Genomic DNA, 26861 nt, shown 5'->3' on the forward strand with positions numbered 1-26861 from the left:
GCCCGCCCCGCCGCGTCAGGCGGTGTTGCCCCAACGGGCCTGTTCGAGCAGCCGTACCGCCCGGTCGCGGACCTCCGGGTCGTCCGAGCGGAGCTGGGCGGTCGCCTCGTCGACCGCGTCGGTGAGCCGCCGCCACTGCGTGTCGCGCTCGCGGACCAGATCCGACTGGGTGGCGAGCTGCCGGGTCTTCACCCACAGCTCGACGAAGACCGACACCTTGGCCCGGAGCACCCACGGGTCGAACGGCTTGGTGAGGTAGTCCACCGCGCCCACCTGGTAACCCCGAAGGGCGAGCTGGGCGTCCCGGTCGGCGGCGGTGAGGAAGATGATCGGCACGTGCCGGGTCCGCTCGCGGCGCTTGATGTGGCTCGCCGTCTCGAAGCCGTCCATGTCCGGCATCTGCGCGTCCAACAGGATCACCGCGAAGTCGTCCACCAGCAGCTGCTTGAGCGCCGCCTCACCGCTCTCCACCGCCACGGACTGGACCGGCAGGCCCTGAAGGATCGCCTCCAGGGCCGTCAGGTTCTGCCGCCGGTCGTCCACGAGCAGCGCTTTGGCCATCTGGGTCACGAAGTCTCCTCGGTCCGACTGCCGTTGATCCAGGACGACATCAGTTCGATCAGGTCGTCCAGGTCGACCGGCTTGGTGATGTAGTCGCTGCCCCCGGCAGCGAGCGCCGACTCACGGTCACCCGGCATCGCCTTCGCGGTCAGGAAGACCACCGGAAGGTCGGCGAACCGGTGGTTGCGGCGAATCTGGCGGGTGGTCTCGTAACCGTCCTGGTCAGGCATCATGGCGTCCATCAGCACGATGTCCACCTCCGGATGCTCGGCCAGCAGGCGGACACCGTCCGCCCCGTTGTCCGAGTACAGCACGGTCATCCCGTGCAGCTCCAACGCACTGGTCAAGGCGAAGACGTTGCGGACGTCGTCGTCCACGATCAGCACCGTGGCACCGTCCAGTTGACGGGTGGCCGGTGCCTCCGGCCGTTCCGGCAGCAGTTCCAGCGGCGGCATCAGCAGCGACGACGGCAGCCCGGCGCGCTGCGGCGACGGAGTCTGCGGCGCGACCACCGCGTCCGGGGCCAGCACCTGCGGCACGAACAGGGTGAAGGTCGAGCCCTGACCGGGCGCGGACGAGACGGTGATGGTGCCGCCGATCAGTCGGGCCAGATCGCGGCTGATCGACAGGCCCAGGCCGGTGCCGCCGTACCGGCGACTGGTAGTGCCGTCGGCCTGCTGGAACGCCTCGAAGATGATCGACAGCTTGTCGTCGGAGATGCCGATCCCGGTGTCGATCACGGTGAACGCGATCACCTGCTGGGCGTTCGTCAGCGCCGGCACGTCGAAGACCGCGTTCTCCGCGGCCGGGGCGATCCGCAGCGTCACGGCACCGTTGTCGGTGAACTTCACCGCGTTGGAGAGCAGGTTGCGCAGGATCTGCTGCAACCGCTGTGCGTCGGTCACCAACGCCGGCGGCAGATCCTTACTCACCCGTACCTGGAAGTCCAGGTTCTTCTCCTCGGCCTGCGGCGCGAACGCCTGCTCGACGTAGCCGCGCAGCTCGGTGAAACGGATCTCGGTCGGCTCGACGTCCATCCGACCCGCCTCGATCTTGGACAGGTCGAGGATGTCGTCGATCAGACGCAGCAGGTCGGAGCCGGACCCGTGGATGGTCCGGGCGAACTCGATCTGCTTCGGGCTGAGGTTCTGCTCCGAGTTCTCGGCCAGCAGACGGGCCAGCAGCAGCAATGAGTTCAGCGGGGTCCGCAGCTCGTGGCTCATGTTGGCCAGGAACTCCGACTTGTACGCCGACGCCCGGGTCAGCTGCTGAGCCTTCTCCTCCAAGCCCAGCCGGGCCAGCTCGATCTCCCGGTTCTTCGTCTCGATGTTGCCCTTCTGCTCGGACAGCAGAGTGGCCTTCTCCTCCAGTTCGGCGTTGGTGCGCTGCAACTCCGCCGACTGCTCCTGCATCTCGTGCGCCAGCCGCTGCGACTGGGCCAGCAGCTCCTCCGTACGCCGGTTGGCCTGGATGGTGTTGACAGCGATGCCGATGGTGAGCACCAGCCGCTCCAGGAACGACAGGTGCAGCTCGGAGAAGGCCGACACGCTGGCGAACTCGATCACCCCGAGCAGCTCGCCCTCGAACAGGACGGGAAGCACCACCAGGTCGGACGGGGGTGTCTCGGCCAGGCCGGAGCGCAGGGTGAGCCGGCTGTTCGGTGAGGCGCTGACCCGGATCGTGCGACGGGAGAGCGCGGTCTGCCCGACCAGCCCCTCACCCGGCCCGAAGGTGACGTCGTGCCCCCGCGCCACGTACCCGTACGAGGAGGTCAGCCGCAGCCGCATGCTGCCGTCGGCGTCGTCGGCCAGGAAGAAGGCGCCGAGCTGGGCGTCGACCAGCGGAGTCACCTCCGTCATGATCATGCGGCAAACCTCGCCGAGGTCGCGCTGGCCCTGCAACAGGCCGCCGATCCGGGCGAGGTTGGAGTCCAGCCAGCCCTGCTCGGCGTTCTTCTTGGTCGTCTCCCGAAGGGTGACGATCATCTGATTGATGTTGTCCTTCAGCTCGGCGACCTCACCCTGCGCCTTGACCGCGATCCGCTGGGTCAGGTCGCCCCGGGTCACCGACGTGGACACCTGGGCGATGGCCCGCAACTGCGTGGTCAGCGTCGAGGCGAGCTGGTTGACGTTCTCAGTGAGGTCGCGCCAGGTGCCGGAGACGCCCTTCACCTGCGCCTGACCGCCGAGCTTGCCCTCGATACCGACTTCGCGGGCCACCCGGGTCACCTCGTCGGCGAACGACGACAGCTGGTCGACCATCGTGTTGACTGTCGACTTCAACTCCAGGATCTCGCCCTGGGCGTCCACGGTGATCTTCTGCGAGAGGTCACCCTTGGCCACGGCGGTGGTCACCGAGGCGATGTTGCGGACCTGGCTGGTCAGGTTCGACGCCATCGAGTTCACGTTGTCGGTGAGGTCCCGCCAGGTGCCGGAGACGCCCTTCACCTGCGCCTGACCGCCGAGCTTGCCCTCGGTGCCCACCTCGCGGGCCACCCGGGTCACCTCGTCGGCGAACGACGACAACTGGTCGACCATCGTGTTGACAGTCGACTTCAACTCCAGGATCTCGCCCCGGGCGTCCACCGTGATCTTCTGCGACAGGTCACCCTTGGCCACCGCCGTGGAGACCTGGGCGATGTTGCGGACCTGGGCGGTCAGGTTGGACGCCATCGAGTTCACGTTGTCGGTCAGGTCCCGCCAGGTGCCGGCGACCCCACGCACCTGCGCCTGACCGCCCAACTTGCCCTCGGTACCCACCTCACGCGCGACCCGGGTCACCTCGTCGGCGAACGACGACAACTGGTCCACCATCGTGTTGACAGTCGACTTCAACTCCAGGATCTCGCCCCGCGCGTCCACCGTGATCTTCTGCGACAGGTCACCCTTCGCCACCGCCGTGGTCACCGAGGCGATGTTGCGGACCTGGCTGGTCAGGTTCGACGCCATCGAGTTCACGTTGTCGGTCAGGTCCCGCCAGGTGCCGGAAACGCCCTTCACCTGCGCCTGACCGCCCAGGTTGCCCTCGGTGCCCACCTCGCGGGCCACCCGGGTCACCTCGTCGGCGAACGACGACAACTGGTCGACCATGGTGTTGACGGTGTTCTTCAGCTCCAGGATCTCGCCCTGGGCGTCCACCGTGATCTTCTGCGACAGGTCGCCCTTCGCCACGGCGGTGGAGACCTGGGAGATGTTGCGGACCTGGCTGGTCAGGTTGCCGGCCAACTGGTTGACGTTCTCGGTGAGGTCCCGCCAGGTGCCGGAGACGCCGCGCACCTGGGCCTGACCGCCCAACTTGCCCTCGATGCCGACCTCACGCGCCACCCGGGTCACCTCGTCGGCGAACGACGACAACTGGTCCACCATCGTGTTGACGGTGTCCTTCAGTTCAAGGATCTCGCCCTGCGCCGCCACCGTGATCTTCTGCGACAGGTCGCCGCGCGCCACCGCCGTGGAGACCTGCGCGATGTTGCGGACCTGGGCGGTCAGGTTCGACGCCATCGAGTTGACGCTGTCGGTCAGGTCCTTCCAGGTGCCGGCCACGTTCGGCACCTCGGCCTGGCCGCCCAACTTGCCCTCGGTGCCCACCTCGCGGGCCACCCGGGTCACCTGCTCGGCGAAGAGCCGCAGCGTGTCGGTGAGGTAGTTCATCGTGGCGGCCAGCTCGGCCACCTCACCACGCGCGCCGACCGTGATCTTCTGCGACAGGTCGCCCTTGGCCACCGCCGTCGCCACCTGCGAGATCGACCGCACCTGGCCGGTCAGGTTCGACGCCATGGTGTTCACCGAGTCGGTGAGGTCCTTCCAGGTGCCGGCAACGCCCCGCACGTCGGCCTGGCCACCCAACTTGCCCTCGGTGCCCACCTCACGGGCCACCCGGGTCACCTCGTTGGAGAACGACGACAGCTGGTCCACCATCGTGTTCACGGTGCGCCCGATGCGCAGGTACTCACCGCGCAGCGGCCGACCGTCGATCTCCAACGCCATGTGCTGGGACAGGTCACCGTCGGCGACCGCCACGATCACCCGGGCGATCTCGGTGGTCGGTCGACCCAGGTCGTCGATCAGCGAGTTGATCGCCCGCTGCCCCTCCGCCCAGGAGCCGTCCAGCCCCTCGTCGTCGAGCCGCTCGGTGAGCCGGCCGTCGCGACCGACGATCCGGCTGATCCGCCGCAGGTCCAGGTACTGCCGCTCCTGGAGCGAGACCACCTCGTTGAAGGCGTCCGCCACCTCACCGGCCGCGCCGGCCCGGCGGGGAAGCCGGACCTTCAGGTCGCCGCGCCCGATCCGTCGCAGTGCCTCGGCCAACTCACCGAGGAGCGCCTCGTGGTCGGACGCGGACGGATCCGCCACCGACTGCTTCGACGTGGTCATCATTCCTCGCTCAACTCGGGGGCGCCGGTCCGTGCGGACACACCGGCACCCCATATTGTGCCCGCGCGCGCCGTGGTGCCAGGGTGCGCGACCCGCCAGGCGGCATCGATCGGCCGTCGACCCGCCCGAAGGGCGTCGAGTCGGCACGGCGCGCCGCAAACCTCGCCCGGCTCCCGCACCGGTCGTTTCGACGCGTCGATCCGCCCGCTGCCACCGGTGCCGCCGACCGACGCGACAGCCCGCCATCGGTGATCGGCTTGGCACCCGGCAGGGGGACGGTGGAGGATACGGGGGTGTCAGCCGAGGCGGGGCCCGCGACGGCCGGGGCCCGGGACGGGGCCGTCCGGCGTGTGCGGCTGCCCGCCGACCGCCGTACGCCGGCTGCCGCCCGCGCCGTGGTCCGCTCGGTGTTGACCGAGTCACACCTGGACGAGCTGGCCAACGAGGCGCTGCTGCTCACCACCGAGCTGACCACCAACGCCGTCGAGCACGCCCGCACCGAACTGGACATCGAGGTCGTCGCGGACGAAATCGGGCTGACCGTCACCGTCTCCGACTTCGCCCCCGGTTCCGGCGACGAGCTGACCGTCGGCGACCGCAACGACTCCACCGAGATCAACGAGGTCTCCGTGCGGGGCCGCGGCCTGTTGCTGGTCGACCACTTCGCCAGCCGCTGGGGCACCACGTACCTGCCCACCGGGAAGGGCGTCTGGTTCCGGCTGGACCGCCCCGGCGCCGACCAGCCCTCCAGCGGGACCATCGGTGAATCGACACCGGCCAACGCCGGCCCTCGGCCGAGCACCGACGGGTCCGCGCCGAGCGCCAGCGCGATGAGCGAACTCATGCAGACCGCCCCCGACCTGTACGGGGACGACCCGTTGCCCGACTTCGCCACCAGCCTGCTCAGCCGGGTAGCCGAGATGGTGGGCGCAGCCGGCGGCACGATCCGGCTGGACCGGGGCGACGGGCAGGGCAGTCAGGTGCTGGCCCGCTTCGGTCGGCCGCCCCGCCCCGGCAGCGACCTGCTCCGGGTGCCACTGACGGTGCACCGCCCGTACGCCGGGGAGCTGGAGTTGGACGCCGCGCCGTCGGCGTACGCCCAACCGTTGGCGGTGCTCACCGCCGAGCGGCTGTCGCTGCACCTGGAGAACGACCGGCTGCGCCGGGCCGACGTCCGCCGGCAGGTGTGGCTGACGTTCCTGGCCGAGGCGAGCGAACTGCTGGCCCAGTCGTTGGACGTCGACCTGACCATGGCGTTGGTGCCGCAGTTGGTGGTGCCGCGACTCGGCCAGTGGTGCGCTGTGCACACCACCGACGAGTGGGGTCGGCTCCGACTGGCGGCGGCCAGCCACGCCGACGAGTCGATGCTTCCGCAGTTGCACAAGGTGCTGGCGGAGACCGGGCCGGACTCGATCCAGGCCCGCCTCCGCGAGGCGTCCCGCAGCGCGGCGCAGATCCCGCTGGGCGGGCCGATGGAGGGTTTCGCCGTCCCGCTGATCGCCCGCGGGCAGCGGCTCGGGACCCTCGCGGTGGGGCGGCACCAGCGGCACCGGCACGACCCGGACGAGGTGGCCGTGTTGGAGGACGTGGCCCGGCGGGCCGCGCTGGCCATCGAGAACGCCCGGATCCACGCCGAACGCCGTCGGGTGGCGCAGACGCTCCAGCAGTCTCTGCTGCCGCCGGTGCTGCCGCTGGTGGACGGGATCGGTTTCGCCGCGGAGTACGTCCCGACCGGCGACGACGCCGAGGTGGGCGGCGACTTCTACGACGTGGTGCCGCTGCCCGACGGGCGCTGGCTGGTGGTGATCGGTGACGTCTCGGGCAAGGGTGTCCAGGCCGCCGCGGTGACCGGGCTGGTCCGGGACGTCATCCGGGTGCTGGTCGGCGACGGCAAACCGTTACCGGAGGCGCTGGCGCGGCTCAACGAGACGCTTGTCGAGCGCGGTGGCGGTCGCTACTGCACGCTGGCGCTGGCAGCGGTCGGGCAGGGCGAGGGTGGCCAGTTGGACGTCTCGCTGCACCTCGCTGGGCACGACCGGCCGGTGCTGCTGGCCGCGGCGGGCGGCGCCGGGTTCGTCGGCACCGGCGGCACCGCGCTCGGCCTGCTCGACACGATCACCTCACCGACGGCGGAGATCACGCTCGCACCGGGCGATTCGCTGATCTTCTACACCGATGGCGTCACCGAGCGGCGGCGTGGCCGGGAGCTGTTCGGCACCGACCGACTGCGGGACGCCGCCGCGCCCCTGGCCGGATATTCGGCCGACGTGGTGGCCGCCCGACTGCGCGCTGCGGCGATCAACTTCTCGGTCGAGCCACCCCGGGACGACATCGCCGTCCTGGTGCTCCGCAACGACGCGACCTGACCGCAGCGCGGCCCCCGGCCATCGGGTCCGCTCGGTAGATTGACGGCCATGACGAGCGTCGCGCAGGTCACGTCGTACCCCCGGCGGGCGGTCCGGGCCCTGATCGTCGCGCAGTTCGCGACCATCGGCGCCTTCCTCACCGTGCTGCTGCTCTACGTCGGTCGGATGACGAGCGCCGGCGTCGGCCCGGCCGAGATGCTGACCGGCGCGTACGACCCGAAGGACATGGTCCCGTTCGGGACGGCTGGGCTGAACCCGTTCCTCTGGCTCTATGCCGTGGTCGGGGTGCTCTACCTGACGGGTGCGGTGCTCGCGCTGCCGTTGGCGATCGTCGCGGTGGCGCTGGTCGCCAGGGAGCGCGAGGCACTGCCCCGGGCGATCCGGTCACTGCTGCTGGCCGGCGCGGTCGGAGGCCTGCTGGTGCTGGTGGCCCGCTTCACCCCGCCGCTGCTGGACATGCACCGGTGGTGGCTGGACTGATCTCGGCCGGGCCGCACCGGCCGACGGGCTCACCCGGCCGCGCCGACGGCTCATATGGCCGGCCCGGCCTCACAGGCCGCCGGGGAGCCGCCCGGGCGCGAGGCGGTGCTCCGGATCCAGGTGCCGCTTCGCGGCCCGCAACTGGGCCAGGCCGGCCAGCTCGCCCCAGAGGTCGACCGCCTGGCGGACCGCCGCCGGGGCGGAGACCACCACGCAGCGGCCCTGCCGGGCCAACAGCACCCCTCGGACGGCGGCCAGAATGGACGCCACCCGATCGGCTGCCAGTGCCCCCGGCAACGCCGCGTGCACCACGCCCAGCCCGGCGGACCCCCGCACCGGCACCGGCGATCCGGCCGCGTCACGTAGCGCGTAGACGGCGGCGTGCAGGTCGCCGATCGGCACCTCCAGGCGCAGTGCCGTGTCACCGGGCGCGAACGGGTAGCGGCGCCACCACGTCGGCGCGGAGTGGGCGATCGTCGCCTCCCCGTGCAGCAGGCCGACCAGCCGCTCGGCACGCTCGGTGACGTCGGCGGGGCCGCCCTCCAGCAGCACCACCAGGCTGCCGGCCCGGGACGGAGCGCCGGCCCGGCCAGACATCGACGGATGACGCTCCCGGGCGGTGGCCGCCGGATGACCGGGCGGGTACGGCGCACGCGGGCGGGGGGTGCCTCCGGGCAGGTCCAGCTCGATGGCCGACGGTTCCAGCCGAGCGGCGAGGATCGTCCGGACCAGGTCGTGCACCTCCAACGGCGTCCACACCGGGCGGGACACCCAGAGCCTGCTCGCCGGCACCGGCTGCACCCGCAGGCTCGCCGACACCAGCACGCCGAGCGCGCCCTGGGAGCCGCAGAGCAGGCGGGCCAGGTCGAGCCCGGGCGCGCCACCACCGACGCTGATCAGCTCGCCGTCGGCGGCGAGGTAACGCACACCGAGCAGTTGGTCGCAGGGGCTGCCGTGGCGGTGGCGCAGCGGGCCGGCCTCGCCGGCTGCCAGCACACCGCCCAGGGTCGCGCCGGGCGAGGGGGCGTCCATCGCCAACCGCTGCCCGGTGCGCTCCAGGGTGGCCTGCACCGCCCGCAGTGGAGTGCCGGCCCCAACGTCGGTCACCAGCGCGTCGACCGGCTCGTGACCGATGCCGGCCAGCCGGCCGGTGTCGAGCAGGATGTCGACCTGGACCGGAGTGGCACCCCAGTCGATCTTCGTGCCCGCGCCTCGGGGCACCACCGTCAGGTCGTGCACGGCGGCCAGCCGCAGCACCTCGGCGGCGGCGTGCGGGCCGCCCGGAACGGCCACCCAACGCGCCGGTCGCCCCGCCACCTCGTCGGCCGGCCCGGCCAGCCGGGAGAACGGTGGACCGCAGATCGCCGCCAACCGCCGGGTGATCTCGAGGGCTCCGGACCGGCCGAGGGAACTCGCTGCTGCCGCCATGCCGGCCATCGTACATGTGTTCGAAAGCCGTGGTGGCGAGTATCGGGATGCCGCTGGTCCGGCGCGCTGCGCCTGCCGGCCGGTAACGTGGCCGCCGTGACCACCGAGACTGCCCCGCCCGCGGCGAAGCGGGTGCCCAGCGAGCGCACCCACCACGGCGACACCGTCGTCGACGAGTACTCCTGGCTCGCCGCCAAGGACGACCCGGAGACGATCGCCTACCTGACCGCCGAGAACGAGTACACCGACGCGCGTACGGCACACCTGGCCGACCTGCGCGCCGACCTGTTCGAGGAGACTCGCCGGCGCACCCAGGAAACCGACCTGTCCGTGCCGACCCGCAAGGGCGGGCACTGGTACTACACCCGGACGGTCGAGGGACAGCAGTACGGAGTGCAGTGCCGCCGGGCGGTCCGCGACGGTGAGACCGACCCGCCGGTCAGCGCGGACGGCGCCCCGCTCGACGGCGAGGAGGTGCTGCTCGACGGCAACCTGCTGGCCGAGGGGCACGACTTCTTCTCGCTCGGCGCGTTCGACGTCAGCCCGGACGGTCGCTGGCTGGCCTACTCCACCGATTTCTCCGGTGACGAGCGCTTCACCCTGCGGGTAAAGGACCTGACCACCGGCGAGCTGCTGCCGGACGAGGTGCCGGACACGTTCTACGGCACCGCCTGGTCGGCGGACGCCTCGGTGCTGTTCTACGTGACGGTGGACGACGCCTGGCGGCCGAACCGGGTCTGGCGGCACACCATCGGCTCCGCCGCCGCCGACGACGTGGTGGTCCACCAGGAGGACGACGAGCGGTTCTGGGTGGGCGTGGAGCTGACCCGGTCGGAGAAGTTCATCCTCATCGACGTGCACAGCAAGGTGACCAGCGAGGTGCTGGTGATCCCCGCCGGCAACCCGACCGGCGCGCCGGCCGTGATCGCACCCCGCCGACAGGGCGTCGAATACACGGTGGAGCACCACGGCCACCGTTTCCTGATCCTGCACAACGACGGCGCGGAGGACTTCGCGCTGGCGTTCACCTCGGCGGACCTACCGGGCGACTGGGTGCCGCTGATCGAGCACACCTCGGGCACCCGACTGGAGGCAGTCGACGCCTTCGCCAACCACCTGGTGGTGTCGCTGCGCACCGACGGGCTCACCGGGCTGCGGGTGCTGCCGGTGGGCAGTGACGACGGGTACGACACCGACTTCCCCGAGCCGCTGTACAGCGTCGGGTTGGACGCCAACCCGGAGTACCGCACCGGCCAGGTCCGGCTGCGCTACTCCTCGCTGATCACCCCCGACTCGGTGTACGACTACGACCTGGTCACCCGGCAGATGGTGCTGCTCAAGCAGAAGCCGGTGCTGCCCGGGCCGGACGGGCGACCGTACGACCCGGCCGAGTACGAGCAGCACCGCGACTGGGCGCTCGCCGACGACGGCACCCGGGTGCCGATCTCACTGGTCTGCCGCGTCGGCACCCCCCGGGACGGCTCGGCACCCTGCGAGCTGTACGGCTACGGCTCGTACGAGGCCAGCATGGACCCGTGGTTCTCGGTGGCCCGGCTGTCCCTGCTGGACCGGGGCGTGGTCTTCGCGGTGGCGCACATCCGGGGCGGCGGTGAGCTGGGCCGACGGTGGTACGACCAGGGCAAGCTGCTGGCCAAGAAGAACACCTTCACCGACTTCGTGGCGTGCGCCCGGCACCTCGTCAAGGCCGGCTGGACGGCCAGCGACCGGTTGGTCGCGCGGGGCGCCTCGGCCGGTGGCCTGCTGATGGGCGCGGTGGCCAACCTGGCACCTGACGCGTTCACCGGGATCGTGGCGCAGGTGCCGTTCGTGGACGCGCTCACGTCGATCCTCGACCCGTCGCTGCCGCTGACCGTCACCGAGTGGGAGGAGTGGGGCAACCCTCTTGAGGACCCTGAGGTGTACGCGTACATGAAGTCCTACACGCCGTACGAGAACGTGGCCACCGTGGACTACCCGGCGATCCTCGCGGTGACCAGCCTCAACGACACCCGGGTGCTCTACTCGGAGCCGGCGAAGTGGATCGCCCGGCTGCGGGCGGTGGCCCCGGGCGGCGACTACCTGCTGAAGACCGAGATGGGTGCCGGGCACGGTGGCCCGAGCGGTCGCTACGACTCCTGGCGCGAGGAGGCGTTCATCAACGCCTGGATCCTGGACCGCATCGGCCACGCCTGACGGCGATCGGGGGGCGGTCATGACCGACGAGGACGAGGACGGGGCGGAGGCCGGCGCGCCGGCGGGTGCGGCCCGGCGCGCGTCCGCCTGGATGATCCTCGCGATCGTGGCCGCCGCCCTGCTCGTCTGCTGCTGCTCCGCCGCCGTCGGCCTGCTGATCTCCTGGTCGGCCGGCCTCTTCCACACCCCGACCTGACGGCTGACGCCGCATCGAGGTGGCGTCAGCCGCGGCCGGCCCCGACCAACACTGCCGCCTCGCCGGTCCGCACCATCCGCTGCCAGCGCAGCCGGTTACCGATCAGCGCGGTGACCACCGACTGCACCACCACCAGGTACATGAGCTGCCGGTAGACCAGCTGCTGGAACGGCAGCGTCCACAGTGGGCCGTACCGCTCCCGGTCCAGTCGCAGCGCGTACGCGGCGGTGGCCGCCTGGAGCAGCAGCAGTCCCGCCCAGGCCAGGGCGAGGGTCGACCAGGGCAGGAAGAGCAGGCCGTACACGGCGAACACGTCGACCGCCGGGGCGGTGAGCGGCAACACGATCTGGAACACCGTGAGGTACGGCAGGCCGCGCCGGCCCAGTTTGCCTCCGGCACCCGACTCGCGCAGCGCGTGCCGGTGCTTCCACATCGCCTGCATGGTGCCGTAGCACCAGCGGTAGCGCTGCCGCCAGAGCTGGCGCAACGACGACGGGGCCTCGGTCCAGGCGATGGCCGACTCCTCGTAGACGACCCGCCAGCCGGCCCGGAGCACCTTCATGGTGAGGTCCGTGTCCTCGGCCAGCGTGTCCGACGGCACCCCTCCCACCCGCAGCAGCACCTCGCGGCGGAACGCGCCGATCGCGCCGGGGATTGTCGGCATGCACTCCAGCACGTCGTACATCCGTCGGTCGAGGTTGAAGCCGATCACGTACTCCAGGTGCTGCCACCGACCCAGCAGCCGACGCCGGTTGGCGACCTTGGTGTTGCCGCTGATCGCGCCCACCGACGGGTCGGCGAAGCCCTGCACCAGGCGGTGCACGGTGTCCGGCTGGAAGACGGTGTCGCCGTCGACCAGCACCAGAAGGTTCGCCCGGGCCGCCCTGATGCCCGTGTTCAGCGCCGCCGGCTTGCCGGCGTTGGCCTGCCGGATCACGCGTACCCCGCGCAGTCGCATCCGCTCGACGATGTCGGCGGTGCCGTCGTCCGACCCGTCGTCCACCACGATCACCTCCAACGCCGGGTACGCGCTGGCCAGCAGGGAACGCACCGTGGCGGCGATGTTCGCCGCCTCGTTGTACGCGGGCACGATCACCGACACCGGTACCCGCACCTCGGGACGGTCCCGGCGGGGCCGGCGGACGCGGCGCACGTGCCGCTGGGCGCAGATCACCTGCACGGCCAGACGCGCCACCCCGAGCACCAGTGCGGTGGCGAGGAGGAAGTTCATCACCTCGGCGGACCAGCGGGCACCGGTCTGGGTCCAGCGCAGTGCGGTGCCGCTCAGCCGGGTACCGGTGCCCGCCGGGACCATCGACGGTGCGGCGTCGATGCCGGCGGAGACGGTGGTGAACCGGTAGCCCTGATCGCCGAGCGCGGGCAGCAGGCGGTCCAGCGCGGCGAGGGTCTGCGCCCGGTCACCGCCGCCGTCGTGCATCAACACCACCGCTCCCTGTCCCCGCTTCGGGGTGGCCGCCCGCACGATCTGGTCGGTGCCGGGGCGCTGCCAGTCCTTGGTGTCCAGGTCGGTGAGCACCGCGACGTGCCCGGCACCGGCGGCGGCGCGCAACGCGGCGTACTCGGACCCGGTCAGCGCCGTCGGCACCGAGGAGAACGGCGGCCGGAGCAGGGTCACTTCCCGGCCGGTGGCCGACGCGACCGCCTTGCGGGTCAGCGACAGTTCGAGGTCACGCCGCGACGGCGACACCTCGGCGAGGTCGGCGTGGGTGAACGTGTGCGACCCGATCTCGTGCCCCTCGGCAAGGATCCGCCGGACCAGTTCGGGGTGCTCGTTGACCCGGGCGCCCACCACGAAGAAGGTGGCGTGCGCGCCGTGCCGACGAAGCACGTCAAGGACCTGTGGCGTCCAGCGCGGGTCCGGCCCGTCGTCGAAGGTCAGCGCGATGGTGCGGTCCGGCAACGCCCGGCTGACCGGTTCGGCACGATCCAGCCGTAGCACCGGGCCACCCGAGCTGACGGCGGCCGGCACGTCCGACGCGGGCTGTGCGGTGGCGTTTCCCGAGCCGCCCGCGAGACCGCTCAGCAGGCCGTTGACGGTGAGCGCCGAGAGCAGCAGGAGCAGCCCGAGCAGGAGCAGCAGCCAGTGCGCCCGAGGGTCCCGCCGGGCCACGTGTCTCGCCATCGTCACTGCGGCTTACCGGGCGACCTGCTCGGCTTGGCGTTCCTGCGGTGCTCGTCGCCACGGCCCGGTTGGTCGGTGGCGGATGGCGTCCCGGTGGCCGTGGCGGCCGTGGTCGGGGATCGGTCGCTGGTCGGGGTGGCGCGCGGCAGCGGCGCTGACGTACGGGCCGCCGGCGACGGCGACGGCGACTCGGCCACCCGGGGCGGCTTGACCCCGTCCACGCCGGCCTCCACCGGGCGCGTCCCCCGGGAGTCCTCCGACCAGCCGGGCAGCGGCACCGACGTGTCCAGGAAGAGCCCCGCGGCGATCAGGACGAGGCTGGTGAGCAGGCCGAGGCCCATGGCGGTGCCCGCGATGACGGTCAGCCGGCGGCGACGCCCGGTGCCGTCGACGAACACCGGCGGGACAGAGCCCGGTTGACTGTGCATCTGGCAAACTCCCACCGTCACCACGCCGACAACCGGCGTCGGAGACCCGATGGGCCGGGTCTCCGTTGCACACAGCGGCACCGCCACCAGCGGTGTTACATCGACTCAGGCCGTGCGCAACTCGTCCAGGGCGGTGCTGGCACGCAGGAAGAGCAGGCCGACACCGATCGTCACCAGCACCGCGGCCAGGGCGCCGGCACCGAGCCATGCCAGGTGCTCCAGAGGTACGGGAACGGCTCGCTGCACCTCGGGAATGTGCACGATCCGGTTGTACTGTGCGCTGGTGGCAGGGTCCTCACAGAGCGCTGCCGTGGCATCGCAGATCATCGTCGACCCGCCGCCCGCCGACACCTTCTCCTCGGCAAGCCCTCGGCCGAGCAGCGTGCCCACGGTGAGCGCGAGCAGGATCGCCGGTACGGCCGGCGCCAACGCCTGCCAGGCCACCGAACGGCTCAGCGTGGCGCGGGGCACCCCGGTGGCGACCAACGCGGCGTAGGCGCGTCGACGGGCGACGATCCCCTCGACCAGCGCGACGATCAGCCCGCCCGTCGCGATCAGGATGGCCACGGCGATCGCGCCATCGACGTAATCCATCGTGGACAGATAGAACGGGTTGGTGCCACCATCCAGCCCGGCGAACCGGCTCTGCTCCCGCTCAAGCTGGTCCTTGGTCCCGAAGTAGGCCCGCTGGGCGGCCGCGCCCCCGCCGAAGATCAGGGCGGCGAGCAGCGCCGCGAAGGTGCGGCTGCCCGCCCACGGGTCGGCCATCAGCCGGCCCGCCGCGAGCAGGGCAGCCGGACCGCGGGCGTGCCGACGCAACAACCGCCCGCAGTGGTACGACAGCCAGCCGGTGCCGATCACCACCCCGATCATCGCCGCGAGCGCGCCCACCACGAACAACATCGGCACCAGCCAGGCCAAAAACTCGTCGTCGTCGGCGAACCGGTGGACCACCGGGCGGATCACCGCGAACGAGGCCACGCCGAACCCGATCAGGAGCCCCGCCCACGGGCCCGGACCACGCTCGCGGGCGGCCTTGCGGTTCACCCCGAGCGGGCTGGTGGTGACCGTACGCAGCATCAGGGCGGTGGCCAGCGCCGCCACGACCGGCAGACCGAGCACCATGCCGGCCAGCGCGCCGGTCGATGGCAGCACGTCGGTGGGCAGGGCCAGTTGGCCTTGCGCGTCCGGCCGGTGCAGCAGATTGCGGCCAACCAGATGGACGCCCAGCCCGACGAGCGTGCCGAGCAGAGCGGCCACGCCGGTCTCCAGCACCACCAGCCGGGTGACCTGCCCGGGAGTGGCGCCGGCCAGCCGGAGCGCGGCCAACCGGCGGTCCCGTGCCGGCGCGCCGAGCCGGGCGCACTGACCCGCCAGCGCCAGCACCGGGATCATCAGCATCAGCAGCGCGAGCGCCGTGCCGCCGCGCAACCCGGGCTGCGCCAGCAGAGCGTTGTGATACTGCTCCGACCACCGGTCCTGGTTCTCATCCGTCGCCGTGGGGGTGGGGATGGCCAACACGGTGAGCGCCGCGAGCCCGGCCAGGGTCGCGAGCAGGGCGCTGAGCGCGGTGAGCACCACCCGGGCGGTGTCGGTGCGGGTGCCGGCGAGCGCGAGGCGGAGCAGCGTCGTCGGTCTCACCGGGCGCCGCCGGCCAGCGGCACGTCGAGCCCCAGGCCGGTGTGGTCCACCAGGCCGTCACGCAGCACGATCTCCCGATCGGCGTACGCGGCGATCCGCGGCTCGTGGGTGACCAGCACGACGGCGGTGCGCTGCTCGCGGGCGAGCCGGACCAGCTGGGTGAGGACCTGCTCGCCGGTGAGCGTGTCCAGTGCGCCGGTCGGCTCGTCGGCGAAGAGCACCCGAGGCTCGGTCACCAGCGCCCGCGCCGTGGCGCAGCGCTGCTGCTGACCCCCGGACATCTCACCCGGCCGGACGTCGGCCACCTCGGCCACCCCGAACCGTTCCAGCCAGGTGAGCGCCGCCGTCCGTGCCTCTCGCCGCCCCGTGCCGGCGAGGAGCAGGGGCAGGGCGACGTTCTCGGCGGCGGTCAACTCGGCCACCAGCTGACCGAACTGGAACAGCACCCCGAACTCGGTACGCCGCAGCCGGGACCGGGCCGCCTCCGACCAGGTGTCGATGCGGTGCCCGCGCCAGGTGACCTCGCCGACGTCCGGCCGGAGGATCCCGGCCAGGCAGTGCAGCAGGGTGGACTTGCCGCAGCCACTCGGCCCGGTGACGGCGACGATCTCGCCCTCAGCCACCTCGAGCGTCACGCCGCGCAGCGCGGGCGTCGGGCCGTACGCCCGAACCACGCCGCGAGCCTGAAGTTGCGTCACGGATGCACCTCCCGGTGCCAGTCGGCGACCCGGCCCAGGGTGGCGTGCAGCCACCGCAGATCCGCGTCGAGGTGGGCGATCGCGAAATCGGCCGCGACCACGTCGCTCAGGGTGGCGGCCGGGTCGCCCTTGACCGTGGTCAGCTCACGCAGCCGTGCGGTGTGCGCGGCCCGCTGGGCGATCAGGTACGACCGGGCCCGGTCGACATCGGCGACCAGCAGCGCCACCACGACCTTGGCGAAGAGCGTGCTGGCCACGTACGGCATGGGTGCTTCCACTGTGGACAGCCACTGGTCCAGCGTTACCCGCCCCTGGTCGGTCAGCGCGTACGCGGTGCGATCTGGCCCGCCCACCCGGTCCTGCCCGGCGGCGGCCACCAGCCCGTCACGTTCAAGGCGGCCGAGAGTGGCGTAGACCTGCCCGAAGGCCAGCGGCCGAGCCCGCGGCAGCCGCTCGTCGTGCGCACGCTTCAGCTCATACCCGTGCCGGCTGCCCCCAGCGAGCAACCCGAGCAGAACATGCGGCGTGGACACCCCGCCCACTATTCACCCAGCGAATACCCAAGTCAACAACCTCCCCCACCCCGCCTGGTTGATCAAGAAGTTTGCGTCACCAGCGCGCCGAACCTTGACGCAAACTTCTTGATCACCGAGGGCGGGGGTGGGGCAGTGGGGAGTGGGGTTAGGGGGTTTGGGGCCAGGTGGGGGTACGGCCGGTCTGGGTCAGGAGGTGGGCCAGGTCGGGGGCCAGGTCGGGGGTGGGGGCGGGGGTGGGGGCGGGGGTGGGGGCGGGTAGTGGGTCGGCGAAGACGCCCATCTTGCGGGCGGTGGGGCCCAACTGCTCCACCAGCGCGTGCAGCTCGGCCACCACCTCCGGGGCCGGGTGGTACGGCTGGCCGGTGGCGACCGCGAGGTCCCAGCCGTGCACTGTCAGGTCCAGCAGGGCCATACCGCCGATGACGGACTGTGGCATGGGCATACGCGGTGACATGCCCTCCACGCTGGACGGGTCCGACCAGGCGGCGATCAACCGGCCGGTCTCCACCTCGAAGCGGTCCCGCCAGCCGTCGCCCAGGTGGTCGGGCTTCTCGGCCCACTCCACCTGTCGTTTCTCGGCCAGGTCCTGAAAGTTGACCACCACCTGGAAGAGGTGATTGAGCAGATCACGGACCAGGTAGTCCTCGCACGGCGTGGGCAGGTCCAGTTGGTCGTCGGAGATACCCCGTACGACATCGACGGTTCGCGGCGCGGCGGCCGCCAGCAGCTCGCTAGTCTGAGTGGACATAGGGCCAGCGTATGAGGGTGGTCTTGAACAAATGCGACAGCGACCGCGTGGCGACAGCCGGGGCATTCTCGACCCCGGGCGCCTGCTGCGCGAGGTGCGCTTCCGGCGGCACCTGCCGGCCGAGTCGCTGCGCCCGTGGGTCGAGCACTACTGGTTGATCGACTGGGAGTTGAGCGCGCCGTTCGAGCAGCGGGTCGTGCCGCACCCGGCGGTCAACGTGGTGTTCCGGCGGGACGACGACGGGCCCGAGTCCGGCGAGGTTGCCGGGGTGGGCCGCGACCTGTTCCGGATCACGCTCAACGGCACCGGCCGGGTGTCCGGGGTGCAGTTCCGCCCCGGCGGCTTCCACCCGTTCTGGCGGCGCGCGGTCAGTGAGCTGACCGGCCGTAGCGTGCCGCTGCCCGCCGGCCGGCTGACCCAGCCGGACGTCCCGGTGGGCGCGGGCACGTTCCCGGGAGCACCCACCTCGGCGGCCGGCGACGACGAGCGCTGCCGGGCGCTGGACGCCCTCCTCACCGCCTGGCAACCGGAGCCGGACCCGATGGCCGAGGAGGCCGTCCGACTGGCCGAGGCGATCCGTACCGACCGGACGGTGCTGCGCGTCGACGACTTCGCCGCGCGGCACGACGTACCGGTCCGCCGGTTGCAGCGGCTGTTCCTTGAGTACGTGGGAGTCGGGCCGAAGTGGGTGATCCGCCGCTACCGGCTCCAGGAGGCCGTCGAACAGGCCGCCGGTGGCCCGCTGAGCTGGGCTGACCTCGCCGCCGACCTCGGCTACAGCGACCAGGCCCACCTGGTCCGTGACTTCACCGCCGTGGCCGGGGTGTCCCCCGCCGCGTACGCCCGCTCAGTGAGCTGAGGAGAGCCGACAGATCAGCGACGCCGCAGGACGACCACGGCGACGTCGTCCTGGATCTCCGGTGGGGCCAGTTCCACCAGCAGTCGGGCGCAGAACTGGTCCAGGTCACCGTCGACCGTCGCGGCGACCCCGGCCAGCGCTGCCAGCCCCTCGTCGATGGTGGCGTCCCGTCGCTCGATCAGCCCGTCGGTGTAGAAGACCAGCGTGGCCCCGGCCGGCACCACGAACTCCAGATCGGCCGGGCGCGGGGCGCGGACGCCGAGCAACGGCGCGGAGTGCTGCACGAACTCGACCTTGCCGTCCATGATCATCAGCGGCGGAAGGTGCCCCGCACTGGCCAACCGGACGTGCCCGGTCGGCGGGTGCAGCAGCAGTACGCAGAGCGTCGCCACCTCGTTCGGCAGCAGGGTCCGCATCAGCTCGTTGACCCGGTGCAGGATCTCGCCGGGCTGGTGGCCCTCGACCGCGTACGCCCGCACCGCGTGCCGCAGCTCGGCCATCACTGTCGCCGCGTGCAGCGAGTGGCCGGCGACGTCCCCGATCGCGAGCAGCAGGTGCCCGTCGAGCATCACCAGCTCGTAGAAGTCGCCGCCCACCTCGGTCTGCGCGCTGGCCGGCTCGTAGCGCACCGCCAGGTCCAGGCCGGCCACGGTGGGCAGCCCACGCGGGAGCAGGCTGCGTTGGAGGGTGACCGCGATCCGGTGCTCCTCGTCGAAGGAGCGCTGCCCCTCCACGGCCGCCGCCACCGCCTGAGCCAGCTGCTTGAGCACCGGGGTCCGCGCGGTCTGGGTGGCGGTCGGGACCACCACGTACAGCGGGGCCCGGTCCTCGCGCAGTCGGGCGGCGGCGACTGTCACCGTGTCGTCCGCCGGCCAGTCGACGAGCGCCCAGTTCGCCGGGGCCTCCACCCGGACGGTGGCACCGGTGGGCACCCCGGTGTCGTCGACGACCCACGGCACCACGGCGGCCACCGCGCCGGGACCGGCGCAGACACCCGCGAGGCAGTCGCCGTCGAAGGTTTCGGCGATCACCGCCGCCGGGCTCTTGAAGATATGGGCGGCGCCCTCGGCAGCGGCCTCCAGCAGGCGCGCGAAGGTCGGCGCCGCATGCACCGCGACGGTCGTGTCGGCCAACCCGAGCAGCCGCTCGGCGAGCAGTTCGGCACGCTGCCGGGCCTGGTAGTAGCGCAGCACCGCCCGGGTGGTGGCGATCAGCTCCTCGGGCTCGATCGGCTCGGTCAGGTAGGCGTCAGCGCCCCGGGTCAGCCCCTGGGCGCGGTCGGCCACGTCCACCGCATGCGCCGACACATGGATCACCGGCATCGCCGGGTGCCGCGCCTTGATCTGTTCGCAGACCTCGTAGCCACTCAGGTCGGGCAGCCGGACGTCGAGGACCACCAGATCGATCCGGTCCACCTCGACCCGAGCCAACGCATCGGCGCCGTTCTCGGCCTCCAGCACTGTGAACCCGGCCCGGGTCAGCCAGCTGACCAGCAGGTAACGCTTGGTACGGCTGTCGTCAACCACCAGGATGGTTGTCGGCATGGCGTCCACGCCGTCACGCCCCGCCGGTGGGCAGGGAGACGGTGAATGTGCTGCCTTCGCCGGCCGCGCTGGTCAGCTCCAGTGTCCCGCCGAGCAGCGTCACCAACCGCCGGGCGTACGGCAGACCGAGGCCGGTGCCGCCGACCCGGGTGGCTCCGGGGATCTGATAGAACTCCTCGAAGATCCGGTCGTGCAGCTCGGGAGCGATGCCCGGCCCGGTGTCGCTGACCTCGAACTGCCAACGGTCGCCGCTCTGGCTGGCCCGCAGCCGCACCTCGCCGCGCTCGGTGAACTTCAACCCGTTGTGCAGCAGGTTGCGCAGCACCTGGCCGAGCAGCACCTCGTCGGTGTGCAGCAGGGCCGGCCCGCTGGGCTCCTCCACGACCAGCTCCACCCCCGGGCGGGTGGCCAGCGCGCGCAGGGTGCCGCGCAGTTGACCGAAGACCGGCCGCAGGTCAACCTCGGCCAGCTCCGGCTCGATCCGGCCGGACTCCGCCTTGGCCAGGTCGAGGAGTTCGTTGACCAGGTTGAGCAGGTCCGCCGCCGAGGAGCGGATCAGATCGATTTGGCGGCCCTGCTCGTCGGTCAGCGGGTCGGAGGCGGAGTCGGTGAGCAGCCGCCCCAGGCCGATGATCGCGGTGACCGGCGCCCGCAGCTCGTGGCTCACGTTGGCCAGGAACCGGCTCTTCGACTCACTCGCCGCGCGGAGCTGGGCCGACTTCTCGTCCAGCTCGGCGTAGAGGGCGACGACACCGCGGTTGGTCTCCTCCAGCTCCTCGGTGAGCTGGTTGTAGAGCGCCAGCACACCGCGGTTGGTCTCGGCCAGCTCCTCGTTCAGCACGGCCAGCTCGTCGCGCTGGCTGCGCACCTCGTCGAGTGCGGCGATGAGCTGCCCGTTCTGCACTGTCAACTCGTCCAGCGCACTGCCCGGCGCGGTGCGGCCGAGTTCGGTACGGAACTCGGCGAGCCGCTCCGGGGTCGGCGTCGGCGCGTTGGCCGGGACTCGTCGGGACATCCGTACGACCGTAACCCCCTCGACGGTCAACACGCTCAGTGTGTCGACCAGTCGGGACACCGCGCCGGACTGCGGTTGGTAGCGACCGTCGGGCAGCGGGGACACCGGGGCCAGGTCGGCGCGTAGATGGAACCGGCCGTCGGCACCCGCGTCGACGTGGAAGGAGACGTCCGCTCCCCCGGTCGTCCGCAGCAGGTCCCGGGCGACTTCGCTGAGCGCGGTGGCGATCCGCACCTGGTCCTGGTGTTCGAGGCCGACCACAGCGGCCACCTCGCGCCCCCGCTGACGGATGACGAAGATGTCCTGCTCGACCCGCAGTGCCATCTGGAGCAGCGGCAGCGCGGCCGGCTCCCCGATCATGCCCAGGACCTCGCGACCAGTACGCAGGCGTCGTCACGTCGCACACCGGCGTCACGGAGCAGGGTCGCCGCCATGACCAGCGGGGATCGCTCCGCCAGGCCCGGGTAGTCGGTCATCCGCCACCGGTCGACCACCCCGTCGCTGTGCATCACCAGCCGGGCGCCGGGACCGAACGGGTAGTCGTACTCCCGGATCGTGGGCCGTTGGTGGCCGGCGATGCCGGGCAGCGACACCAACCCTCGACGGCGGCCGTCACCCTCGACGACCACGCCGGCGATGTTGCCCAGGCCGGCGTAGTGCAGCACGCCGGCCTCCGGCATCAGCTCGCCGACGGCGAGCGCGGCGCCCCGGGTGTGCGACATGCTCCGGTGCAGGTGACCGACCACCATCGCCGGTGGGCCGGCCGGAGCGTCGCGGAACGCGGCCAGCGCGGCGTCGGTGGCGGCCCCGGCCAACGGGCCGTGCCCCAACCCGTCACTGACCAGCACCTGGTGCCGCCCGTCGACGACCCGCACTGCGTAGCCGTCGCCGCTGATCGTCTCGCCGGTCAGCGGACGGGTGAGGGCGCCGGCCCAGGACGGCCGTGCCGCCTCGGCCGGCCAGACCTGCACGGCGAGGACGGTGCCCCGGCCGGGCAGCGAGTATCCGTCGAACCAGCTGGCCTGCCGGACGATGGCACCCAGACCGATGCCGAGTGTGCCGGTGGTGGAGTGCCCGTCCTGGGACGAGACGGTCAGGTCGGCCATGCCGGGCCCGGAGTCGATGGCCACCAACTCCACCCCGGCCTGCCCGGCGCGGCGTACCGGCCGGAGCAGCAGGATGCCCTCGTCGGCATGCTTGACCAGGTTGCTGGTCAGCTCGGCCGCGACGATGGCCAGGTCGGCGATGCGCGCCTCGCCCATTTCCACCTGTGCGCCGAGGCGTTCGGCGGCCCGCCGGACGGCGCTCGCCGCGCTACTGGCCTCCACCCGGAACCAGATGCCACTGTCGGTGACCGCGTCGGCGTTCACCTGGACCACTTGGTGACCGTGATCCGCGTACCGGTCTCCGCGGACGTCTCGATCTGGAACTCGTCGACCAGGCGTCGCGACCCACTGAGCCCGAGGCCGAGACCGCCGCCGCTGGTGTAGCCGTCGGTCATGGCCAGGTCGAGGTCCGCGATGCCCGGCCCGGAGTCGGCGAACACGATCTGCACGCCCTTGCGTCGGCCGTTGTCCACGACCGTCACCTCGACCGAACCGCCGCCGCCGTACACCAGGGTGTTGCGGGCCAACTCGCTCGCCGCGGTGACCACCTTGGTCTGGTCGACGAGGGACAGCTTGCTGGCCACCGCCACGGCGCGGACCAACTGCCGGACGCGCACCACGTCCTCATCGCTCCGGACCGACTGCGCCTGTGGCTGGCCCAGGTCGATGCCCGCGGTCACGGCGAGGCCGTCTCGGCGTCCGGATCGTCGTCGAGCTGGTAGTCGAGCTCGTCGGCGTGGGCCGCCGCGATCAGCTCCATGCCGCGTTCCACGTTCAGCGCGGTACGGATGCCGTTCAGCGACAGCCCGAGTTCGACAAGGGTGATGGCGACGGCCGGACGCATCCCGACCACCACCGTTTCCGCGTCCAGCACCTTGGAGATCGACGCGATGGTGGAGAGCATCCGCCCGACGAAGGAGTCGACGATGTCCAGTGCCGTGATGTCGATGATGACGCCGTGGCAGCCAGTCGCGACGATCCGCTCGGCCAGGTCCTCCTGGAGCTGGACCGCCGTCTGGTCGGACATGTCGAGCTGGATGGAGACGAGCAGGATGTCACCGATCTTGAGGATCGGAACCCTCTCCATCAGGCGTCCCGGCGCGGCTGGCGGCGGGCGGTCTCCACCCCGTTGAGCCGCAGCACGTGGCGCAGCGCGTCGGCGAGGCTCGCCTTGGTGGCGATGTCGCCGAACTCGATGCCGAGCGCCACGATGGTCTGCGCGATCTGCGGACGGATGCCGGAGATGATGCAGTCGGCGCCCATCAGCCGGGCGGCCACCACGGTCTTCAGGATGTGCTGGGCGACCTGGGTGTCCACCGCCGGTACGCCGGTGATGTCGATGATCGCGTACGGCGAGCTGGTGTCGACCAGGGTCTGCAGCAGCCGCTCCATGACGACCTGGGCCCGGGCCGAGTCGAGGGTGCCGACCAGCGGCACGGCGACGACGCCCTCCCAGAGCTTGACCACCGGCGTGGAGAGCTCGAGCAACTGCTCGGCCTGGTCGGCGATCAGGCTCTCCCGGGTGCGGACGAAGCTCTCGAAGGTGAACAGGCCCATCTCGTCGACCAGCTTCGAGAAGGCGACGTAGTCCGGTAGCGCGTTCGGGCCGCCGTTCTCCTGCACCAGCTCGGCCAGCACGTCCTTCAGCGCGAAGATGCTGACAGTGGTCTCGGTGGCGGAGAAGCCCTGCCGGGCCCGGCCACGGGACAGCTCGGAGAGCGCGGCGCGCAGTTCGGCGGCGCTGTCGGCGGACAGGTCGATGATGCCCTGCTCGCCGGTGGAGACGATGGCGCGGTGCAGGTCCTGGACCTGTCGGCGCAGCTCCGCCTGGCTCAGCCGGCCTCGCAACGAACTGGTGACGATCTCGGTCCACCGAGTCGTGACCCGTTCGTCCTGCCCGCTGAGCAGCGCGGCGAGCCGACCACTTTCTTCGGTGCTCAACGCCATTTCGAACCCCCTTGACCTGGACCGGGCGGACTCTATCACCGGGGCCTGACCAACTACTTGCCCCGTAGCAACGGAATGACGATGGCCACCGGATCACGGCTCCCGTTCTACCTCCGACCGTGGTCGTGGGATACCGTTCCCCCGATAACAGGAGGTCTGGCGAATGTCGTTGACGGTGCACACGGAACAACGCGGCGACGTGGTCGTCGTAGCGGTCGCGGGCGAGCTGGACATGGCCACTGCACCGCAGCTGCAGGACCAGATCACCGACCTGCTCGACAAGGGCCGCAACCGGCTGGTGTTCGACCTGGCGGACGTCTCGTTCTGCGACTCGACCGGTCTGTCGGTCTTCGTCCGCGCCAAGAACAGCTGCGACGAGGCTGGCGGCGTGGTCCGGCTGGCCGCCCCGCAGCGCGGCGTGCTGCGCATCCTTGAGGTGAGCGGGCTGGTCGAGGTGCTGCACACCTACCCGACGGTGGATGAGGCAGTCGCCGGCGAATCGACGCCGGCTTCCTCCTGACCGTCCGCGTGCGTCACTCGTCCTCGACGTAACGGGGACGAGCGATCGCCATGCCCGCCGTCGTCTGCACGGCGAGGGCACCCAGCAGGAACCCGATCGGCGCGGTCCAGCCGCCGGTGGCCTCGTAGAGGATGCCGACCATCAGCGGGCCGAGGGCGGCGATCACGTACCCGGTGCTCTGCGCGAACGCGGAGAGCGCGACAGTGCCCTCGGCGGTGCGGGCGCGTAGGCCGATGGCGGTCAGGATCATCGGGAACGCGCCCTGCCCGATCGCCAGCAGGGCGACCCAGAGCAGCGCGGCACCGTGTGGTGCGAGCGCCAACCCCAGGTAGGCCAGCGCCGACGCGGTGGTCAGCCCGAGCACCAGCGGCCGCAGGGTGCCCAGCCGACCGGCCAGGGTGGGCATCAGCAGCGCGATCGGCACGCCGAGCGCGGTCACCCCGGCGAGCAGCAGCCCGGCCGACTCCGGCTGGTAACCGGCGTCGCGGAACAGCTGGGCCAGCCAGCCCATGATCGCGTACCCGCTGAGCGACTGCGCCCCGAAGTAGACGGCCATCGCCCAGCCGAGCCGGGTCCGCGCCGGCCGGACCCGCATCGGCGTGGCGACGACCGCCGTCGGGGTCGCCCGCCGCGCCGCAGCGCGGGTCCGCAGTGCCAGCGGCACCCACGGGAGTACGGCCACCGCGGCCATCGCGGCCCAGACGCCGAGCCCGGCCCGCCACGATCCGAAGGCGTGCGCGATCGGCACCGCGGAGGCGGCGGCCACCGTCGTGCCCACTGTCAGCGCCATCGTGTACGCCCCGGTGACCAGGCCGGTGCGGTGCGGGAAGTGCTGCTTGACGAGCATCGGCAGCAGGATGTTGGCGACCGCGATGCCGGACAGCGCCAGCGCGCTGGTGAGCACGAAGATCAAGGCCGAGTCGGTGACGACCCGGAGCACCTGGCCCACGGCGAGGGCGAACATGGCGACCACCAGCACCCGGGCCGGTGCCACCCGGCGGACCAGCCACGGGGTGAGCGCGCCGAGGCCGGCGAACGCGATGGTCGGCAGGGTGGTGACCAGGCCGGCGGTGACACCGGAGAGGCCCAGCCCGTCGCGGACCTCGTCGAGCAGTGCGCCGAGGCTCGTCACCACGGCGCGCAGGTTGAGCGCGACCAGCAGCATCCCGACCAGCACCAGCGCGCCACCGGTCGCCGGGTGCGTCCGCCGGCCGGTGCCGGGGTCCCGCGTCGGGCGAGGGTCGACGGCGGCGGGGGCGGGCAACGCCGGAGCGGCGGTTGGTGGCGGGGTCATGACCCTTAACCTACAATCATGGGATGAATTTGGGACCGGTGATGTAACCAGTGCCACCGTCGGTTGAATTCCCCTCCGCGCCGCCGGCACCGCCCCGCGGCCAGCCCGCCGTGCCGCCCCGCGGCCACCGCGTCCGGCAGACCACCGAGCAACTCCGCGCCCGGATCCTCGGCGGCGAATGGCCCGTCGGCGGACGCATCCCCACCGAGCCGCAACTGGTCGCCGCGCTGGGCGTCGGGCGCAACACGGTCCGCGAGGCGGTCCGCGCCCTGGTGCACGCCGGGGTGCTGGAGTGCCGGCAGGGCTCCGGCACCTACGTGGTGTCCACCGACGAACTGGCACCGGTGGTCGCCCGCCGACTCGGCGACGACCGGATGACCGAGGTCATCGAGGTACGCCGCGCCTTCGAGGTGGAGGCCGCCCGGCTCGCCGCGCTGCGGCGTACCCCGGAGGACCTGGCGGCGCTCGACGGCGCGCTCGCCCAGCGCGAGGCCGCCTGGCACGGCGGCCGGGTCGACGCGTTCGTCGAAGCCGACGCGGCACTGCACACGGCGGTGGTCGCCGCCGCGCACAACGCCATGCTCGCCGAGCTGTACGCCTCGGTGGGCACCGCCCTGCGCAGCACTGTCGCCCAGGCCATGGGCGGGGAGCTCACCCCCGAGCGCTACGTCGACCACACCCGGCTGGTCGAGGCGATCCGGGCCGGCGATCCCGGCCGGGCGGCGCTCGAAGCCGGCGCTTTTCTGGAACCCGCCGAACGGGCATAGGTTGTGCCCGACAGAAAA

General features: G+C 71.8%; 23 protein-coding genes. 7 read left to right on the top strand and 16 right to left on the bottom strand.

What is annotated here, in order from left to right:
* Nucleotides 1-15: 15 nt before the first annotated feature.
* Nucleotides 16-570: a response regulator gene (locus GA0070561_RS05340; RefSeq protein ID WP_091395745.1), complete on the bottom strand. Its 555-nt coding sequence runs from the start codon at nucleotides 568-570 to the stop codon at nucleotides 16-18.
* Complete coding sequence (locus GA0070561_RS05345) at nucleotides 567-4937, bottom strand: HAMP domain-containing protein (protein WP_373861493.1); 4371 nt, start codon at nucleotides 4935-4937, stop codon at nucleotides 567-569. Before GA0070561_RS05345 ends, GA0070561_RS05340 begins: the two co-directional genes overlap by 4 nt.
* A gap of 290 nt (nucleotides 4938-5227) precedes the next feature.
* On the opposite strand from GA0070561_RS05345, the gene GA0070561_RS05350 reads away from it, so the two are divergent.
* Together GA0070561_RS05350 and GA0070561_RS05355 are read left to right on the top strand one after the other, a co-directional pair.
* Entirely contained in the window at nucleotides 5228-7300 is a 2073-nt protein-coding gene (locus GA0070561_RS05350; protein WP_091395749.1) for a SpoIIE family protein phosphatase, read from the top strand.
* A 48-nt stretch (nucleotides 7301-7348) separates the two neighbouring features.
* Nucleotides 7349-7780, top strand: a complete 432-nt coding sequence (locus GA0070561_RS05355) for a hypothetical protein (protein ID WP_091395752.1) — start codon at nucleotides 7349-7351, stop codon at nucleotides 7778-7780.
* Between the two features lie 69 nt (nucleotides 7781-7849).
* Here the strand turns inward: GA0070561_RS05355 and GA0070561_RS05360 are convergent, their stop codons facing one another.
* Nucleotides 7850-9208 carry an FAD-binding oxidoreductase gene (locus GA0070561_RS05360; RefSeq protein WP_091397433.1) on the bottom strand — a complete coding sequence of 453 codons (1359 nt, stop codon included), beginning with the start codon at nucleotides 9206-9208 and terminating at the stop codon, nucleotides 7850-7852.
* A 96-nt stretch (nucleotides 9209-9304) separates the two neighbouring features.
* On the opposite strand from GA0070561_RS05360, the gene GA0070561_RS05365 reads away from it, so the two are divergent.
* Both GA0070561_RS05365 and GA0070561_RS33485 read left to right on the top strand, forming a co-directional pair.
* Nucleotides 9305-11401: a S9 family peptidase gene (locus GA0070561_RS05365; protein WP_091395756.1), complete on the top strand. Its 2097-nt coding sequence runs from the start codon at nucleotides 9305-9307 to the stop codon at nucleotides 11399-11401.
* A gap of 19 nt (nucleotides 11402-11420) precedes the next feature.
* The gene (locus tag GA0070561_RS33485) at nucleotides 11421-11597 is read left to right on the top strand and encodes a hypothetical protein (RefSeq protein WP_167362312.1); all 177 of its coding nucleotides are present in this window, start codon (nucleotides 11421-11423) and stop codon (nucleotides 11595-11597) included.
* 25 nt (nucleotides 11598-11622) lie between these two features.
* On the opposite strand, the gene GA0070561_RS05370 is transcribed toward GA0070561_RS33485, so the two are convergent.
* The 6 genes from GA0070561_RS05370 to GA0070561_RS05395 all read right to left on the bottom strand — a co-directional run bounded on the left by GA0070561_RS05370 (nucleotide 11623) and on the right by GA0070561_RS05395 (nucleotide 17791).
* On the bottom strand, nucleotides 11623-13740 hold the full coding sequence (locus GA0070561_RS05370; protein ID WP_091395759.1) for a bifunctional polysaccharide deacetylase/glycosyltransferase family 2 protein: 2118 nt from the start codon (nucleotides 13738-13740) through the stop codon (nucleotides 11623-11625).
* Between the two features lie 2 nt (nucleotides 13741-13742).
* On the bottom strand, nucleotides 13743-14168 hold the full coding sequence (locus tag GA0070561_RS05375; RefSeq protein WP_091395762.1) for a superantigen-like protein SSL4: 426 nt from the start codon (nucleotides 14166-14168) through the stop codon (nucleotides 13743-13745).
* A gap of 105 nt (nucleotides 14169-14273) precedes the next feature.
* Nucleotides 14274-15809, bottom strand: a complete 1536-nt coding sequence (locus tag GA0070561_RS05380) for an ABC transporter permease (RefSeq protein ID WP_091395765.1) — start codon at nucleotides 15807-15809, stop codon at nucleotides 14274-14276.
* Nucleotides 15806-16507, bottom strand: coding sequence for an ABC transporter ATP-binding protein (locus tag GA0070561_RS05385; protein WP_091395768.1), 702 nt, complete (start codon nucleotides 16505-16507; stop codon nucleotides 15806-15808). Before GA0070561_RS05385 ends, GA0070561_RS05380 begins: the two co-directional genes overlap by 4 nt.
* Nucleotides 16504-17040 carry a PadR family transcriptional regulator gene (locus tag GA0070561_RS05390; RefSeq protein WP_091397436.1) on the bottom strand — a complete coding sequence of 179 codons (537 nt, stop codon included), beginning with the start codon at nucleotides 17038-17040 and terminating at the stop codon, nucleotides 16504-16506. The genes GA0070561_RS05385 and GA0070561_RS05390 overlap by 4 nt, the downstream gene beginning before the upstream one ends.
* Nucleotides 17041-17188: 148 nt before the next feature.
* Nucleotides 17189-17791, bottom strand: coding sequence for a TIGR03086 family metal-binding protein (locus GA0070561_RS05395; protein ID WP_091395771.1), 603 nt, complete (start codon nucleotides 17789-17791; stop codon nucleotides 17189-17191).
* A 31-nt stretch (nucleotides 17792-17822) separates the two neighbouring features.
* Between GA0070561_RS05395 and GA0070561_RS05400 the strand changes: the two genes are divergently transcribed.
* Nucleotides 17823-18650, top strand: a complete 828-nt coding sequence (locus GA0070561_RS05400; protein WP_091395774.1) for a helix-turn-helix domain-containing protein — start codon at nucleotides 17823-17825, stop codon at nucleotides 18648-18650.
* Between the two features lie 14 nt (nucleotides 18651-18664).
* Here GA0070561_RS05400 and GA0070561_RS05405 read toward each other — a convergent pair whose 3' ends face one another.
* From GA0070561_RS05405 to GA0070561_RS05430, 6 genes are read right to left on the bottom strand one after another with little or no spacing between them, the layout of a single operon-like run.
* Nucleotides 18665-20194 (bottom strand): SpoIIE family protein phosphatase, encoded by a 1530-nt coding sequence (locus tag GA0070561_RS05405; RefSeq protein WP_208603685.1) that lies wholly within the window; start codon nucleotides 20192-20194, stop codon nucleotides 18665-18667.
* Between the two features lie 13 nt (nucleotides 20195-20207).
* Complete coding sequence (locus tag GA0070561_RS05410) at nucleotides 20208-21569, bottom strand: sensor histidine kinase (RefSeq protein ID WP_091395779.1); 1362 nt, start codon at nucleotides 21567-21569, stop codon at nucleotides 20208-20210.
* Nucleotides 21566-22579, bottom strand: a complete 1014-nt coding sequence (locus tag GA0070561_RS05415) for a SpoIIE family protein phosphatase (RefSeq protein ID WP_091397439.1) — start codon at nucleotides 22577-22579, stop codon at nucleotides 21566-21568. Before GA0070561_RS05415 ends, GA0070561_RS05410 begins: the two co-directional genes overlap by 4 nt.
* Nucleotides 22576-22995, bottom strand: coding sequence for an anti-sigma regulatory factor (locus GA0070561_RS05420; protein ID WP_091395782.1), 420 nt, complete (start codon nucleotides 22993-22995; stop codon nucleotides 22576-22578). The genes GA0070561_RS05415 and GA0070561_RS05420 overlap by 4 nt, the downstream gene beginning before the upstream one ends.
* Nucleotides 22992-23402 (bottom strand): STAS domain-containing protein, encoded by a 411-nt coding sequence (locus GA0070561_RS05425; protein ID WP_091395785.1) that lies wholly within the window; start codon nucleotides 23400-23402, stop codon nucleotides 22992-22994. The genes GA0070561_RS05420 and GA0070561_RS05425 overlap by 4 nt, the downstream gene beginning before the upstream one ends.
* A complete protein-coding gene (locus GA0070561_RS05430) occupies nucleotides 23402-24262 on the bottom strand; it encodes an STAS domain-containing protein (protein WP_091395788.1) in 861 nt (286 codons plus the stop codon). Before GA0070561_RS05430 ends, GA0070561_RS05425 begins: the two co-directional genes overlap by 1 nt.
* A gap of 163 nt (nucleotides 24263-24425) precedes the next feature.
* Here GA0070561_RS05430 and GA0070561_RS05435 point away from each other — a divergent pair, with 163 nt between their 5' ends.
* Nucleotides 24426-24782: an STAS domain-containing protein gene (locus GA0070561_RS05435; protein WP_091395791.1), complete on the top strand. Its 357-nt coding sequence runs from the start codon at nucleotides 24426-24428 to the stop codon at nucleotides 24780-24782.
* Nucleotides 24783-24795: 13 nt separating this feature from the next.
* Here the strand turns inward: GA0070561_RS05435 and GA0070561_RS05440 are convergent, their stop codons facing one another.
* Nucleotides 24796-25947, bottom strand: coding sequence for an MFS transporter (locus tag GA0070561_RS05440; RefSeq protein WP_244166105.1), 1152 nt, complete (start codon nucleotides 25945-25947; stop codon nucleotides 24796-24798).
* A gap of 179 nt (nucleotides 25948-26126) precedes the next feature.
* Between GA0070561_RS05440 and GA0070561_RS05445 the strand changes: the two genes are divergently transcribed.
* Entirely contained in the window at nucleotides 26127-26843 is a 717-nt protein-coding gene (locus GA0070561_RS05445) for a FadR/GntR family transcriptional regulator (protein WP_091395796.1), read from the top strand.
* The last annotated feature ends 18 nt before the right edge of the window (nucleotides 26844-26861 follow it).

It is taken from the genome of Micromonospora saelicesensis, assembly GCF_900091575.1.
GTDB classification, from domain to species: domain Bacteria; phylum Actinomycetota; class Actinomycetes; order Mycobacteriales; family Micromonosporaceae; genus Micromonospora; species Micromonospora saelicesensis.

Excerpts from the sequence above, each read along its gene's own strand:
- GA0070561_RS05345 (WP_373861493.1), bottom strand. The coding sequence starts at position 4,937 with ATGATGACCACGTCGAAGCAGTCGGTGGCGGATCCGTCCGCGTCCGAC.
- GA0070561_RS05355 (WP_091395752.1), top strand. The coding sequence starts at position 7,349 with ATGACGAGCGTCGCGCAGGTCACGTCGTACCCCCGGCGGGCGGTCCGG.
- GA0070561_RS05360 (WP_091397433.1), bottom strand. The coding sequence starts at position 9,208 with ATGGCGGCAGCAGCGAGTTCCCTCGGCCGGTCCGGAGCCCTCGAGATC.
- GA0070561_RS33485 (WP_167362312.1), top strand. The coding sequence starts at position 11,421 with ATGACCGACGAGGACGAGGACGGGGCGGAGGCCGGCGCGCCGGCGGGT.
- GA0070561_RS05370 (WP_091395759.1), bottom strand. The coding sequence starts at position 13,740 with ATGGCGAGACACGTGGCCCGGCGGGACCCTCGGGCGCACTGGCTGCTG.
- GA0070561_RS05375 (WP_091395762.1), bottom strand. The coding sequence starts at position 14,168 with ATGCACAGTCAACCGGGCTCTGTCCCGCCGGTGTTCGTCGACGGCACC.
- GA0070561_RS05395 (WP_091395771.1), bottom strand. The coding sequence starts at position 17,791 with ATGTCCACTCAGACTAGCGAGCTGCTGGCGGCCGCCGCGCCGCGAACC.
- GA0070561_RS05400 (WP_091395774.1), top strand. The coding sequence starts at position 17,823 with ATGCGACAGCGACCGCGTGGCGACAGCCGGGGCATTCTCGACCCCGGG.
- GA0070561_RS05405 (WP_208603685.1), bottom strand. The coding sequence starts at position 20,194 with ATGCCGACAACCATCCTGGTGGTTGACGACAGCCGTACCAAGCGTTAC.
- GA0070561_RS05410 (WP_091395779.1), bottom strand. The coding sequence starts at position 21,569 with ATGATCGGGGAGCCGGCCGCGCTGCCGCTGCTCCAGATGGCACTGCGG.
- GA0070561_RS05425 (WP_091395785.1), bottom strand. The coding sequence starts at position 23,402 with ATGGAGAGGGTTCCGATCCTCAAGATCGGTGACATCCTGCTCGTCTCC.
- GA0070561_RS05430 (WP_091395788.1), bottom strand. The coding sequence starts at position 24,262 with ATGGCGTTGAGCACCGAAGAAAGTGGTCGGCTCGCCGCGCTGCTCAGC.
- GA0070561_RS05435 (WP_091395791.1), top strand. The coding sequence starts at position 24,426 with ATGTCGTTGACGGTGCACACGGAACAACGCGGCGACGTGGTCGTCGTA.
- GA0070561_RS05440 (WP_244166105.1), bottom strand. The coding sequence starts at position 25,947 with ATGCTGCTGGTCGCGCTCAACCTGCGCGCCGTGGTGACGAGCCTCGGC.